This window comes from Nonomuraea coxensis DSM 45129, from assembly GCF_019397265.1.
In the GTDB taxonomy this organism is placed as follows: Bacteria; Actinomycetota; Actinomycetes; order Streptosporangiales; family Streptosporangiaceae; genus Nonomuraea; species Nonomuraea coxensis.
This window is the reverse complement of the sequence record NZ_CP068985.1, coordinates 5,413,204-5,428,882: the sequence shown is the minus strand read 5'-3', so window position 1 is coordinate 5,428,882 and position 15,679 is coordinate 5,413,204. Positions and strand designations below refer to the sequence as shown.

At 76.6% G+C, this 15,679-nt stretch carries 3 protein-coding genes; all 3 read left to right on the top strand.

Going from position 1 to position 15,679, the window contains the following annotated elements; genetic code table 11:
• Positions 1 to 17 precede the first annotated feature (17 nt).
• Genes Nocox_RS25530 through Nocox_RS25520 form a run of 3 tightly spaced genes read left to right on the top strand, consistent with a single transcriptional unit; the run spans position 18 to position 15,673 of the window.
• Complete coding sequence (locus tag Nocox_RS25530) at positions 18 to 5,312, top strand: type I polyketide synthase (protein WP_425517803.1); 5,295 nt, start codon at positions 18 to 20, stop codon at positions 5,310 to 5,312.
• A gap of 18 nt (positions 5,313 to 5,330) precedes the next feature.
• On the top strand, positions 5,331 to 10,730 hold the full coding sequence (locus Nocox_RS25525; RefSeq protein WP_219495505.1) for a type I polyketide synthase: 5,400 nt from the start codon (positions 5,331 to 5,333) through the stop codon (positions 10,728 to 10,730).
• A gap of 35 nt (positions 10,731 to 10,765) precedes the next feature.
• Positions 10,766 to 15,673: a type I polyketide synthase gene (locus Nocox_RS25520; protein ID WP_157382812.1), complete on the top strand. Its 4,908-nt coding sequence runs from the start codon at positions 10,766 to 10,768 to the stop codon at positions 15,671 to 15,673.
• Positions 15,674 to 15,679 lie beyond the last annotated feature (6 nt).

The following is a 15,679-nucleotide window of genomic DNA, read 5'->3' as shown; positions in this document are numbered from 1 at the left end:
ACAGGCTTCGCGAATACCTGAAGCGGGTCGCCGTCGAGCTGACCGAGGCTCGCCAGCGGCTCGCGGACGAGGAGAGCCGCCGGCACGAGCCGGTGGCGATCGTCGGCATGGCCTGCCGCTTCCCCGGCGGCGTGGGCTCGCCGGAGGACCTGTGGGAGCTGGTGGCCGAGGGGAGGGACGCGATCGGCGAGTTCCCCGGCGACCGGGACTGGGACGTCGAGAGCCTGTACGACCCCGACCCGGAGGCGATCGGCAGGACGTACACCCGCCACGGCGGCTTCCTGTACGACGCGGGCGACTTCGACGCGGCCTTCTTCGGCATGAGCCCGCGCAGCGCCCTGTCCACCGACCCGCAGCACCGGCTGTTCCTGGAGTCGTCCTGGGACGCGCTGGAGCACGCCGGCATCGACCCCGCCTCACTGCGTGGCAGCGACACCGGCGTCTACGCGGGCAACATGTACAACGACTACTCCTCGCGCCACATGCACGGCGCGGTGCCGCCGTCGCTGGAAGGAAGCCTGCTCACCTCCAGCACGCCGAGCGTCCTGTCCGGGCGCGTCTCGTACACGTTCGGCCTGGAAGGGCCGTCGCTGACGGTGGACACGGCGTGCTCGTCGTCGCTGGTCGCGCTGCACCTCGCCGTGCAGGCGCTGCGGCGCGGCGAGTGCTCGCTGGCGCTGGCGGGCGGCGTGACCGTGATCGCCAGCCCGGACGCCTTCGTCGAGTTCTGCCGGCAGCGCGGCCTCGCCCCGGACGGGCGGTGCAAGTCGTTCTCCGCCTCCGCCGACGGGGCCGCGTGGGCCGAGGGCGTCGGCGTGCTCGTCCTGGAACGCCTCTCCCAGGCCCGCCGCAACAACCGGCGCATCCTCGCCGTCGTGCGCGGCACGGCCGTCAACCAGGACGGGGCCAGCAACGGCATGACCGCGCCCAGCGGCCCCGCCCAGGAGCGCGTCATCCAGCAGGCGCTGGCCGACGCCCTCCTCGACACCCGCGACGTCGACGTGGTCGAGGCGCACGGCACCGGCACCACCCTCGGCGACCCCATCGAGGCCCAGGCCCTGCTCGCCACCTACGGCCGCCGGCGCCCCGCCGACCGTCCCCTCTGGCTCGGCTCGGTCAAGTCCAACCTCGGCCACACCCAGGCCGCCGCCGGGATGGCCGGCGTCATCAAGATGGTGATGGCGCTGCGGCACGGCGTCCTGCCGAAGACCCTGCACGTCACCGAGCCCACCCCGCACGTGGACTGGTCGGCGGGCGACGTCCGGCTCCTCACCGAGCGGACGGAGTGGGCGCGCGGCGACCAGCCGCGCCGGGCCGGGGTGTCCAGCTTCGGCATCAGCGGCACCAACGCCCACGCCATCGTCGAGGAGTACGACCCCGCGCCGGAGCCGCCCCCCGCCCCCGTCTTCACCGGCCCGCTCGCCTGGCCGATCAGCGCCCGCGGCCCCGGGTCGCTGGCCGCGCAGGCCGGGCGGCTGCACACGTACGTCACCGGCGGGCGGCCCGGCGCGGCCGACGTCGCCCGCTCCCTGGCCGCGCGCCCCGCGCTCCCGCAGCGCGCCGTCGTGCTCGGGCACGACCGCGAGTCCCTGACCGGGCAGCTCGCCCGCTACGCGCGCGGCGAGAGCGCGCCCGACGTGATCGAGGGCGTCGCCGGGGAGCAGCCCCGCCTCGCGCTGCTGTTCACCGGCCAGGGCGGCCAGCGGCCCGGCATGGGGAAAGGGCTCGCCGCCGCCTCGCCGGTGTTCGCCGCCGCGCTGGACGAGGTGCTGGCCGCGCTCGCCCCGCACCTGGACCGCCCCCTGCGCGACGTCATGTGGGCCGCGCCCGGCACCCCCGAGGCCGCGCTGCTCGACGACACCGCCTACACCCAGCCCGCGCTGTTCGCCTTCGAGGTGGCCGCCCACCGGCTGCTGGAGTCCCTCGGCGTGAGGCCCGCCGTGGTCGCCGGGCACTCCGTCGGCGAGTACGCCGCCGCCCACGCCGCCGGAATCTGGTCGCTCGCCGACGCCGCCCGCCTGATCGCCGCCCGCGGCCGGCTGATGCGCGAGCTGTGCGAGCCCGGCGCCATGGTCGCCGTCGCCGCCACCCCCGGCGAGCTCGCCCCCACCCTCGACGGGCTGGCCGACCGGGTCGGGGTCGCCGCCGTCAACGGCCCCTCCAGCGTCGTGATCTCCGGCGCGGAAGGGCCCTGCCTGGCGGTCGCCGAGCACTGGCGGGCGCAGGGCCGGCGCACCCGCAGGCTCCCGGTCAGCCACGCCTTCCACTCGCCGCTCATGGAGCCGATGCTCGACGCGTTCGCCGCCGAGCTGGCCGGGGTGACGTTCGGCGCGCGCCGCGTCCCGTACGTCACCGGCGCCCCCGGCGACTGGACGGACCCCGGCTACTGGCTCGCCCAGATCCGGCAGCCGGTCCTGTTCCACGCCGCCGTCACCGCGCTGGAGGAAGGCGGCGCGGGCGTCTACCTGGAGGCCGGGCCCAGAGCCGTGCTCGCCGGCATGGCGCACGACTGCGTCACCCGCGACGACGCCGCGATCCTCGCCCTGCACCGCCGCGACCACGACGAGCCGGACGCCCTCGCGGCCTGCCTGGCCGGCGCGTGGACCGCCGGGATCGACGTGGACTGGGCGGAGCTGTCCCGCCACGGCCGCCGCCTCGACCTGCCCGGCTACGCCTACGAACGCGAACGCTACTGGCTCGGCGGCCCCGTACGCGGCGCCGGCCTGGCCGCCGCCGGACTGCACGACGCCGGGCACCCGCTGCTCGGCGCGGCCGTCGAGCTGGCCGACGACGGGCCCGTGGCGCTCACCGGCCGCCTGTCCGCCGCCGCGGCCCCCTGGCTGGCCGACCACGCCGTCGGCGGCTCCGTCGTCCTGCCGGGCGCGGCGCTCGCCGACCTCGTGCTCGCGGCCGGGGCCCGCGCCGGGCTCGGGCTGGTGGAGGAGCTGATGTTCGAGACGCCGCTGGTGCTGCCCGCCCGCGGCGAGGTCGCCGTCCAGGTCGTCGTGGACCGGCCGGACGATTCAGGGACCCGGCCCGTACGGGTGCACTCCCGCCCGGCCGCCGACCCCGACGCCGGCTGGACCCGCCACCTGTCCGGCACGCTCGCCGAGGACCGCGACGACGACGGGCCCGCCGCCTGGGCGACCTCCTGGCCGCCCGCCGACGCCCTGCCCGTCGAGCTCGCCGGCGGCTACGAGCGCCTGGCCGGTCAGGGCTACGAGTACGGCCCCGCCTTCCAGGGCCTGCGCGCCGCCTGGCGGCGCGGCGAGGACCTGTACGCCGAGGTGGCGCTGCCCGACGACGTGGACCCCGACGGGTACGGCATCCACCCCGCCCTGCTGGACGCCATGTTCCACCCGCTGCTGGTCGCCGGGGACGCCACCGGGGACGGCGCCCTGCGGGTGCCGTTCGAGCTGCGCCGGGTGCGCCTGCTCGCCGCCGGCGCCAGGGAGCTGCGGGTACGGCTCACCCCGGCCGGCGGCGACGGATGGGCCATCGAGGCCGCCGACCAGGCGGGACGGGCCGCGTTCGCGCTCGGCTCGGTCCGTACCCGGCCGCTGCCCGCCGGCGCGCTCGGCGGCTCGCCCGCGCCCGCCTCCTACGGCGTGGACTGGGTGGAGGCCGCCGCCGAACCCGGCGACGCCGAGGCCGTCGTCATCCCGTGCGTGAGCGGGCCCGGCGGCACGCCCGCCGAACTCCGGCGGCTCACCGCCCAGGTGCTGGACGCCCTCCACGACGAACGGCTGGCCGACTCGCGGCTGCTGTTCGTCACCCGGCCCGGCGACCTGGCCGGCGCCGCCGTACGGGGTCTGGTGCGGGCGGCGCAGGCCGAGCAGCCCGGCCGGTTCGTGCTGGCCGAGGCCGAGGAGGACCACACCGACTGGTCCCGGGTCGTCGCCACCGGCGAGCCGCAGGTCCGCGTCCGCGACGGCTGGCTCCTCGCGCCCCGCCTCGCCCGCCGCGCCCCCGTCCCCGCGCAGGCCGCGGAGCCGCCGGACCTGCCGGGGACGGTGCTGGTGACCGGCGGCACCGGCGGCCTCGGGGCGCTGGTCGCGCGGCGGCTGGCCGAGCGGCACGGGGTACGCGACCTGCTGCTGCTGTCCCGGCGCGGCCCCGGCGCACCTGGCGCGCCGGACCTCGTGGCGGAGCTGGAGGAGCTGGGGGCGCGTGTCACCGTCAGGGCGTGCGACGCCGGCGACCGGGACGCGCTGGCGGCCGTGCTCGCCGAGGTGCCCGTACTGACCGGGGTCGTGCACGCGGCCGGCGTCCTGGACGACGCCCTCGTCGCGGACCTGACGCCCGAACGGGTGGCCACGGTGCTCGCCCCCAAGGCGGACGCGGCCTGGCACCTGCACGAGCTGACGCTCGACCGGCCGCTGTCGATGTTCGTGCTGTTCTCGTCGCTGGCCGGGGTGCTCGGCAACGCCGGTCAGGGCAACTACGCCGCCGCGAACGCCTTCCTCGACGCCCTCGCCGAGCACCGCCGCCACCTCGGACTGCCCGCCGTCTCCGTCGCCTGGGGCCTGTGGGACACCGCGTCCGGGATGAGCGGCGAGCTGAGCCGCGCGGACGTCGCCAGGCTCGCCCGCGCCGGCATCGCCCCGCTGGCCGTCGAGCAGGGCCTCGCCCTGTTCGACGCCGCCCTGACCGCCGCCGACCCCCTCGTGGTCGCGGTCCGCTGGGACAACGCCGGCCTGCGCGACCGGGCGGCGAACGGCGGCCTGCCGCACCTGCTCAAGAACCTGGTCCGCGCGCCCCGCAGGGCCGCCGCCGGCGAGCAGGGCGAGAGCCTGACCTCGCTGATGTCCCGCCTGGCCGAGCTGACCAGGGAGGAAGGGCTGCGCCTGCTCACCGACCGGGTACGCAGGCACGTCGCCGTCGTCCTCGCCCACGGCAGCGCCGACAAGATCAGCGTCGACCGCGCGTTCACCCAGCTCGGCTTCGACTCCCTGACCGCCGTCGAGCTGCGCAACCGGCTCAACGCCGACACCGGGCTGCGGCTGCCCGCCACGCTCGTCTTCGACCACCCCACGGTCGGCTCGCTCGCCGAATACCTGTTCAGCACGCTCGCCCCCGCCGCCGCGACCCCCTCGCCGGAGGAGACGCTGCGCGGCGCGCTCGAACGGGTCGGCTCCATGCTCAGCAGCGCCAAGGACGACGGCGAGGCCATCCGCAGCAAGCTCGTCGCCGTGCTGCAGAGCGGCCTGGCCAGGTTCGGCGCCCCGCAGAGCGCTCCCGGCACCGTCATGGACAAGATCGACGGCGCCTCCGACGAGGAGATCTTCGCCCTCATCGACAACGAACTCTGAGCGGAAGGCGCCACCCCTATGCGTACCGAGGACAAGCTGCGCGACTACCTCAGGCGGGCCACGGTGGAGCTGTCGGAGACCCGGCGGCGCCTGGCCGAGGAGGAGGGCCGCCGGCACGAGCCGGTGGCGATCGTCGGCATGGCCTGCCGCTTCCCCGGCGGCGTGGGCTCGCCGGAGGACCTGTGGGAGCTGGTCACCGCCGGCGTGGACGCCATCGGCGAGTTCCCGGAGGACCGGGGCTGGGACGTCGAGGACCTCTACGACCCGGACCCCGGGGCGGCCGGCAAGTCGTACACCCGGCACGGCGGCTTCCTCCACGACGCGGCCGACTTCGACGCGGCCTTCTTCGGCGTCAGCCCGCGCAACGCCCTCGCCACCGACCCGCAGCACCGGCTGTTCCTGCAGACCTGCTGGGAGGCCCTGGAACGGGCCGAGATCGAGCCGGGCACGCTCCGGGGCAGCCGCACCGGCGTCTACGCGGGCAACATGTACGACTACTACTCCACCCGCTTCCTCGCCGGCGCGCCCGAGTCCGTCGAGGGCACCCTGTTCACCTCCAGCGCGCCCAGCGTGATGTCCGGGCGCGTCTCGTACACGCTCGGCCTGGAAGGGCCGTCGCTGACGGTGGACACGGCGTGCTCGTCGTCGCTGGTCGCGCTGCACCTCGCCGTGCAGGCGCTGCGGCGCGGCGAGTGCCCGCTCGCGCTGGCCGGGGGCGTGACGGTCATGTCGTCGCCGGTGCCGTTCGTGGAGTTCTCCCGGCAGCGCGCCCTCGCACCGGACGGACGGTGCAAGTCGTTCTCGGCCTCGGCCGACGGGGCCGCGTGGGCAGAAGGCGTCGGCGTGCTCGTCCTGGAACGCCTGTCCGACGCGCGCCGCAACAACCGGCGCATCCTCGCCGTCGTGCGCGGCACGGCCGTCAACCAGGACGGGGCCAGCAACGGCATGACCGCGCCCAGCGGCCCCGCCCAGGAGCGCGTGATCCGGCAGGCGCTGGCCGACGCCCTCCTCGACACCCGCGACGTCGACGTGGTCGAGGCGCACGGCACCGGCACCACCCTCGGCGACCCCATCGAGGCCCAGGCCCTGCTCGCCACCTATGGGCGCGGACGTCCCGCCGACCGGCCGCTGTGGCTGGGCTCGGTCAAGTCGAACCTCGGGCATACGCAGGCGGCTGCCGGGGTGGCGGGTGTGATCAAGATGGTGATGGCGTTGCGGCACGGTGTGCTGCCGAGGACGTTGCACGTCACGGAGCCGACGCCGCATGTGGACTGGTCGGCGGGTGGGGTGCGGTTGCTGACCGAGTCTGTGGAGCTGGCGGGGCGGGCGCGTGCGGGGGTGTCGAGTTTCGGGGTGAGTGGCACGAACGCGCACGTGATCGTGGAGAGCGCTCCGGAGGTCGAGGTCGAGGCGGTTGTGGGGGAGCCGCTGGTCTCGGACGGGCCGGTGCTGGTGTGGGTGGTGTCGGGCAGGAGCGGGCCGGCGTTGCGGGCGCAGGCGGCGCGGTTGCGCGAGTACGCGGCGTCGGTGGCGGAGGAGGAACTGGCCGGGGCCGGGCGTGCGCTGGCCCGCCGGGCGCGGTTCCCGCATCGCGCGGTGGTGGTCGCCGCCGGTCGGGAGGAGCTGCTGGCCGCTCTGGACGCGGTCGCCGAGGGGCGGGCGCACGCCTGCGTGATCAGCGGCGTCGCGCCGGGGGTGGGGAGCGCCGTGCTGGTGTTTCCGGGTCAGGGGTCGCAGTGGGCGGGGATGGCGGTCGAGCTGGCGGGGTCGTGTGCGGTGTTCGCGGCGGCGTTGGAGCGGTGTGATCGGGTGCTGGTGCCGTTGACGGGGTGGTCGGCGGGTGGGGTGTTGCGTGGTGAGGCGGGGGCGCCGGAGTTGGTGGGTTCGGCGGTGGTGCAGCCGGTGTTGTGGGCGGTGATGGTGTCGTTGGCGGAGGTGTGGGCTGCGGCTGGGGTGGTGCCGCAGGTGGTGGTGGGTCAGTCGCAGGGGGAGATCGCGGCGGCGTGTGTGGCGGGGGCGTTGTCGTTGGAGGACGCGGCTCGGGTGGTGGTGGTGCGGAGCCGGGCGTTGGAGCGGGTGGCGGGTTCTGGGGGGATGGCGGCGTTGGATGTGCCGGCGTCCCGCGCGGAGGAGTTGCTGGCTTCTGGGTGGGGGGGCCGGTTGTGGGTGGCGGTGGAGTCGGGTCCGTCGGGGTGTGTGGTGGCGGGGGACGCCGCCGCATTGGAGGAGCTGGCGGCGCTGGCCGAGGCCGCTTCCCCGAACGGGACCGCTTCCCCGAACGGGACCGCTTCTCTGGCGGGGGCCGCCGCGCCGAGCGGGACCGCTGGGCTGGCGGGGGTGCGGGTGCGGCGGATCGCGGTGGATTACGCCTCGCACACGCCGCACATGCGTGCTTTGGAGGGGGAGCTGGAGGCGGCTCTGGAGCGGGTGGGGTCGGGGCCTGGCCGGGTGGGGTTCTGTTCGTCGGTGACGGGTGGGCTGGTGGCGGGGGAGGAGTTGTCGGGCCGGTATTGGGTGGAGAACTTGTGCCGGCGGGTGCGGTTCGACGCGGCGGTGCGGGTGGCTGCGGGGTCGGTGCGGTGGCCGGTGTTCGTGGAGGTGAGTCCGCATCCGGTGTTGGTGGGGGATGTGGGGGAGATCTGCGGGGACGCCGGTGTGGCGGCGGGGGTGTGCGGGTCGCTGCGGCGGGGTGAGGGCGGTCCGGCGCGGTTGCTGGTGTCGCTGGCTCAGGCGTGGGTGCAGGGCGCGCCGGTGGAGTGGGCGGCCGTGCTGGGCGGTGGGCCGCGTCCGCGGACGCAGCCTCCGACGTACGCCTTCCAGAACAGCCGCTTCTGGCTCGGCGACGGGATCGCGAGCGGTGGCCGCCCGCGCGGCGAGGGCCTCGACGGCTCCCGCCATCCCCTGCTCGACACCGTGGTCTCCACCGCCGACGACCGGTACGTGCTCACCGGCCGGCTCGCCCGCAGGACGGCGCCCTGGCTGGCCGACCACGCCGTACGCGGCGGCGTCCTGCTGCCCGGGGCCGCCTTCGCCGACCTCGCGCTCGAAGCCGCCGCCCACGCGGGCTGCGACCGCCTGGACGAGCTGGTCATCGAGACCCCGCTGTACCTGTCCGGCGGCACGGTCACCCTCCAGGTCACCGTCGGCCCGCCCGAAGCCGGACGCCGCCCGGTCGAGATCTTCTCCCGCCCGGCGGATGGCGACGCCTGGCAGCGGCACGCCTCCGGCGTCCTCGCCGAGGACCCGTCGCCCGCCGCCCCGTACGCGTGGGCCGCCGCCTGGCCGCCCCCGGGCGCGACCCTGATCGACCTCGCCGACGGCTACGGCCGCCTCGCCGGGCAGGGCTACGAGTACGGCCCCGCCTTCCAGGGCCTGCGCGCTCTCTGGCGTTCGGGCGACGACCTGTACGCCGAGGTCGCCACGCCCGACGGCCTCGACGTGACCGGTTTCGGCATCCACCCGGCCCTCCTCGACGCCGCCTTCCACCCCCTGGTGCTCGCCCGCGGCGACGACGAGCTGCGCCTGCCGTTCGCCTTCACCGGCGTCCGGCTGTACGCGGCCCAGGCGGACGCCCTCCGCGTCCGGCTGTCCGCCGCCGGGCAGGACGCCACGGTCGAGGCCGCCGACAGCTCCGGCGCGCCCGTGCTCGCGATCGAGGCCCTGCGCACCCGGGCCACCGCCGCTCCGGCCGCCGTGCCGGTCCCGTACGGCGTGGACTGGACGGAGACCGCGCTCCCCCCGGCGGCGGGACCCGAGCCCGTCGTGATCACCTGCGTGAGCGACGACCCCGACCCGGCCGCCGCCGCCAGGGACCTGACCGCCCGCGTCCTGGACGCCATCGCCATCCATCCCGACGATGGGCCCCTCGCGTTCGTCACCCGGCCGGGCGACCCCGCCGGCGCGGCGGTGCGCGGCCTGGTGGGCGCGGCGCACGCGGAACAGCCGGGCAGGTTCACGCTGGTCGAGACCGAGGACGGCGACACCGCCTGGGGCCGGCTCGCCGCCACCGGCGAGCCGTGGATCCGGGTACGCGACGGCAGGTACTGGGTGCCCCGCCTGACCCGCCGCGACCCCGCCCCCACCACGCCGGAAAGCGCTCCGCACGGCACGGTGCTGGTCACCGGCGGCACCGGCGGTCTCGGCGCGCTGGTGGCCCGGCATCTGGTGGAACGGCACGGCGTGCGGGACCTGATCCTGCTGTCCCGCAGCGGGCCCGGCGCTCCCGGCGCGGCCGAGCTGACCGCCGAGCTGGAGAAGCTGGGCGCGCATGTCACCGTCACCGCCTGCGACGTCGCCGACCGTGAGGCCCTGCGCGCCGTCCTGGACGCGGCCCCCGGCCTGTCCGGCGTCGTCCACGCCGCCGGAGTCCTGGACGACGCCCTGGTACAGGACCTCACCCCCGACCGGATCGCGTCCGTCCTGGCCCCCAAGGCCGACGCCGCCTGGCACCTGCACGAGCTGACCTCCGACCGGCCGCTGTCGATGTTCGTGCTGTTCTCCTCGGTGGCGGGCGTGCTGGGCAACGCGGGCCAGGGCAACTACGCCGCCGCGAACGCCTTCCTCGACGCCCTCGCCGAACACCGCCACGCCCTCGGCCTGCCCGCCGTCTCCGTCGCCTGGGGCCTGTGGGACACCGCCTCCGCCATGACCGGCACCCTCGGCCAGGCAGACCTCGCCCGCCTGGCCCGCGCCGGCATCGCCCCGCTCACCGCCGACCAGGGCCTGGCCCTCTTCGACGCCGCACTCACCACCCCCGACCCGCTCATGGTCGCCGCCCGATGGAACACGGCCGGACTGCGCTCGCGGGCGGCGAACGGTGACCTGCCGCCTCTGCTCAAGGGCCTGGTCCGCGTGCCCCGCCAGATGGCGACCCCCGGAGCCGCCGCCCAGGCCGGGCTCGCCGGGCGCCTGGCCGCCCTGCCGCGGAAGGAGGCGCTGCGGGTGCTCACCGAGACCGTCCAGGCCCACGTCGCCGCCGTGCTCGCGCACGTCAGCGCCGACAGCGTCGACGTGGACCGCCCTTTCAACGAGCTCGGCTTCGACTCACTCACCGCCGTCGAGCTGCGCAACCGGCTCAACGCCGACACCGGGCTGCGGCTGCCCGCCACGCTCGTCTTCGACCACCCCACCGTCACCTCGCTCGCCGCGCACCTGTCGGAGACGCTGACCCCGCCCGACACCCCGCCCAGGACGCCGGCGCCGCCGGAGGACGGGCTCCGCGCCGCCCTCGACCACCTCGACCAGGTGCTCGAACACGCCAACGGGGAGGCCGCCGCCATCCGCGAGCGGGTCGTCCCCCTCCTGCAGAACGCGCTCGTCAAGCTCGGCTCGGCCCTGGCGACCGCCGGAGGCGTGCTGGACAAGATCGACTCCGCCTCGGACGAGGAGATCTTCGCCCTCATCGACAACGAACTGTGACCCACGTCCGCGACCGCGACAGGAAAGGCTTCCCGATGGGGACCGAGGAAAAGCTCCGCTCCTACCTCAAGCGCGTGACCGTCGAACTGGCCCAGACCCGCCAGCGGCTCGCCGACGTGGAGGAACGCCGCCACGAGCCCGTCGCCGTCATCGGCATGGCCTGCCGCTACCCGGGCGGCGAGTCCGTCGAGGAGTTCTGGGACCTGCTGCGGCGCGGCGGCACGGCGGTGCGCGAGGTGCCGGCCGCGCGGTGGGACATCGACGCCTACTACGACCCGCGGCCCGGCGTGCCCGGCGGTATCTACACCCGGTACGGGGCCTTCCTGGACGACGTCACCGGCTGGGACGCCGCCTTCTTCGGCCTGTCGCCCCGCGAGGCGCTGCGCATGGACCCGCACCAGCGCCTCCTGCTGGAGCTGGCCTGGGAGGGCCTGGAGAGCGCCGGGCTGTCGCCGGGCCGGGTGGCGGGCAGCCGTACCGGCGTCATGGTCGGCTTCATGGACACCCTCCAGTACGGCCGCCTCCAGATGGAGCACCAGGGCCCGCACGCCGTCTCCGACCCCTACCTCGGCCAGGGCGCCATCCCCAGCGTCGCCGCCGGCCGCATCGCCTACCAGCTCGACCTGACCGGCCCCACCGTCACGGTCGACACGGCCTGCTCCTCGTCCCTGATCGCGATCCACCTCGCCGCCGAGAGCCTGCGCCGGGGTGAGTGCGACCTCGCCCTCGCCGGCGGGGCGTCGCTCACCCTGCACCCCACCACGTTCCAGCAGGCGTGCGCGGGGCTGATGATGTGCGCCGATGGGCGGTGCAAGACGTTCGACGAGCAGGCCGACGGCTACGTCATGGGGGAGGGCGGCGGCCTGCTCGTGCTGGAGCCGCTGTCCAGGGCGCTGGCCAACGGCCGCCGCGTCCGGGCCGTGCTGCGCGGCTCCGCCGTCAACCAGGACGGCCGCAGCAACGGCCTGACCGCGCCCAGCCGGCGCGCCCAGAACGACGTCATCACCCGCGCCCTCGCCGCGGCCCGCGTCTCCCCGGACGAGATCGGGTACGTCGAGGCGCACGGCTCCGGCACCCACCTCGGGGACGCCATCGAACTGTCCGCCCTGCACGACGTCTTCGGCGGCCGGCCCGCCGAGCATCCCCTGCGGGTGGGCGCGGTCAAGACCAACATCGGGCACACCCAGGCCGCCGCCGGGGTCGCGGGCGTCATCAAGACCATCCTCATCCTGGAGAACGGGCTCATCCCGCCCAGCCTCAACCTGTCCACGCCGGCCGCCGCCATCCCCGAGGACGGCACCGTACGGCCCGTCACGGCCGCCACGCCGCTGGACGGCGTCGCCTTCGCCGGGGTCAGCTCCTTCGGCCTGTCCGGCACCAACGCCCACCTCGTCCTCCAGTCCGCCGTCCCACCCGCCGCCCCGGCCGATGCGGCCACGGTCGCGGGGCCGTACGTGCTGCCGGTGTCGGCCGCCGCGCCCGCCGCGCTGCGCGAGCAGGCCGGGCGGCTCGCCGACTGGCTGGACGCGCACCCGGGCACCGCGCCCGGCGACCTCGCGCACACCCTCCAGACCGGCCGCGCCGAGCTCGACCACCGCCGCGCCCTGATCTGCGCCGGCACCGGCGACGCCGTACGGCGGCTGCGCGCGCTCGCAGGGGAGGGCGGCGGGCACCACGTCAAGGGCACGCCCCGCGTCGCGTTCCTGCTCCCCGGCGTCGGCGACCAGTACGCGGGCCTCGGCGCCGAGCTGTACGCCACGGAACCCGTCTACGCCGAGGCCGTCGACCACTGCGCCGACCTCGTACGTCAGCGCACCGGCGTGGACCTGCGCCCCTGCTTCGCCCCCACCGCCGCCCCGGCCGGCTCCTCCGGTGACCTCGCCGCCCTCCTCGGCCGGGCCCCCGCCGGACCGGACCCCGGCGACGACCCGCTGAGCCACGCCGCCGTGGCCCACCCCTTCCTCTTCACCGCCGAGTACGCCCTGGCCCGCCTCCTCCGCCACTGGGGCGTCGCCCCCGACCTGCTCATCGGCTACAGCCTCGGCGAGTACGTCGCCGCCACCCTGGCCGGCGTCTTCAGCCTGGAGGACGCCCTGCACGTCGTCATCGAGCGCGCCCACCTCATCGGCGCGGTCCCCGCCGGCCGCATGGTCGCCGCCGCCGCGCCCGAGGAGCGCATCCGCGCCGCCCTCGCCGCGGCCGGCGTCGAGGTGGACGTCGCCGCGCTCAACGGCCCCGCCATGACCGTGCTGAGCGGGCTGCCCGCCGAGATCGAGGCCGCGACCGCCCTGCTCACGGCGGACGGCGTCGCCTGCCGGCCGCTGCGCTCCGCGCACGCCTTCCACTCCTCGCTGCTGCAACCGGCCAGGGAGAAGCTGGCCGCCGTGCTGGAGACCGTCCGGCGGAACCCGCCCGCCGTCACCGTCGTCTCCAACCTCACCGGGCGGCCGCTCACCGCCGAACAGGCCACCAGTACGTCGTACTGGGCCGACCAGCTCGTCAGCACGGTCCGGTTCGCCGACGGCGTCCGGTACTGCCTGGACCAGGACGTGACCGCGTTCGTCGAGCTGGGGCCGGGGCAGACCCTGGGCGGGCTGGTCCGCCAGAACCTGGCGGGCGGCGAACCGGCCGCCGTCCTCGGGACGCTGGCGCCGTACTGGACGGCGGGGGCGCGGGCCCGCGAGGACCGCGCCGGCCTGCTCGCCACCTGCGCCGCCCTCTGGGAGCTGGGGGCCGACGTCGTCTGGGAGCGCACCCGGCCGGCGGGCGGGCGCGTCCTCACCCTGCCGACCTACCCCTTCCAACGCACCCGCTTCTGGCCAGATCCCGACCCGGCCCTCTTCACCCCGCCCCTGACCCCCCACCCTTCCGCCGCCCCGACGGGGCCCACCTCCCCCCAGCCCTCGGCCCGGCCGGCACGCGCCGAGCCCGTGGTCGCCGAGCCCGCCGCCGCCCGTGCGGGGGACACCGAGCCGGGGGACGCCGGGGCGGAGGAGGCCGAGCCGGGGGACTTCGCGTTCGTGCCTGTGTGGCGGCGGGATCCCACCTGCGGGGGCACGCCGCCCGCGGCCCTCGCCCTGCCGGGGCCGCTCGTCGTCTTCGCCGACCCCGCGGGGGTCGGGTCCGCGCTCGCCGACCTCGCCGCCGCCTCCGGCACCCCCGTCGTCGAAGTGAGGGCGGCGGCGGTGCCTGAGCCGGCGCGCGAGGGCCGCCGCCTGGCCGTCGACCCGGCCGTGCCCGGCCACTACGCGGAGGTGTTCGCCGCGCTGCCGCCCGGCCCGGTGCACGTCGCCCACCTGTGGAGCCTGGCCGCCCCGGCCGCGCTGCCTGCCGGCGACGACGACTTACGGCAGGCCGTCGGCCACGGCTTCGACAGCCTCATGCTCGCCGTCCAGGCCCTCGGGGACCGCCCCGCCCGGCTGCTGACCGTCAGCCGCGGCGCGACGGAGATCCTCGGCGGCGACGTCCCCGCCCCCCATCAGGCGCTGGCGCACGGCCTCGGCCGCGCCGCCCGCCACGAGTACGCCGCCCTCACCTGGACCGGCGTCGATTTGGACCCGGAAACCGACCTCGCCGCCGCTGTCACGCCCGCCGCCGCTGCGTCCGCCGCCGCCCAGCTCGCCTGGGAGCTGACTCGCCCCCCGCAGGAGGACGCCGTCAACCCCGACGCGCCCGACCCGCTGTCCGGCTGGCGTCGTGGCCGCCGCTGGGAACGCGCCTGGACCGAGCTCCCCGTGCAACAGCCCGCGGCGCCCGTGTGGCGTCCCGACGGCGCGTACCTGATCACCGGCGGCACCCGCGGCCTCGGCATGGCCCTGGCCCGGCACCTGGCCCGCGCGGGCGTCCGCCGTCTCGCCCTCCTCGCCCGCACCCCCCTCCCGCAGGACGCCGCCGCGGACGACGAGACCACCGCGCGGACCCGGCGCGACGTGGCCGAGCTGGCGGCGGCCGGCGTCGAGGTGCTGCTGCTCGCCGCCGACGCCGGCGTGCCGGACGAGCTGCGCGCGGCCCTGCGCCGCGCCCGCGAGCACTTCGGCCGCCTCACCGGCGTCGTCCACGCCGCCGGCCTCCCGGCCGGCGGGATGCTCCGCCGCCGCACCCCGGCCGAGGCCCGCCGCGTGCTCGCCCCCAAGGTGCTCGCCATGGGCCCCCTCGCCGAGCTGGCCGGCCCGGCCACCCTGCCCGCCGACCGCCCCGAGCTGCTGGTCCTCTACTCCTCGGCCGTCACCGCGTACGGCGGCGTCGGCGAGGCCGACTACTGCGCGGCCAACACCCTGCTCGACGCCTACGGCCAGGCCCTGGCCGCCGCGGCCCCGTCCACCCGCGTCGTGTCCGTCGCCTGGGGCCCGTGGCGGCACGACGTCTGGCAGTCCGAAGGGCTCAAGGCGACCGGCGGCGGCCTGGCCGACCGGGTGGCCGGCTACCGCGCCCGCTACGGCTTCCCCGACGACGCCGGCTGCGCGCTGCTCGACCGCCTCGCCGCCGCCGGGCACGGCAGTGTCATGGCCGTACGCCAGCCGCTGCGCGAGGTGCTGCGCGCCTGGTCGGCCATGCTCGACCTGGACGACCTCGTCGGAGCCGCCGTCGTCCCGCAGGGCCGCCGCTTCCCCCGCCCGCAGCTCCGCACCGACTACGCCGCCCCCCGCACCGGCGCCGAGACCGAGCTCGCCGACCTGTGGGGCGCCTACCTCGGCATCGACGAGGTGGGCGTGCACGACCCGTTCTTCGACCTCGGCGGCAACTCCCTGCTCGGCATGGCCATGGTGCTCGCCCTGGAGAAGCAGCTCGGCCGCCCGGTCGCGCCCGCGCTGCTGTTCGAGCATCCGACCGTGGCCGAGTTCGCGGCGGCCCTGCACGGCGGCGCGGACCAGGCGGACGCGCTCACCACCAGTTCGGCACGGGGGCAGCGGCGGCGCCGGGCCCGTTCCAGCAACCGCAAATGAGGCCGG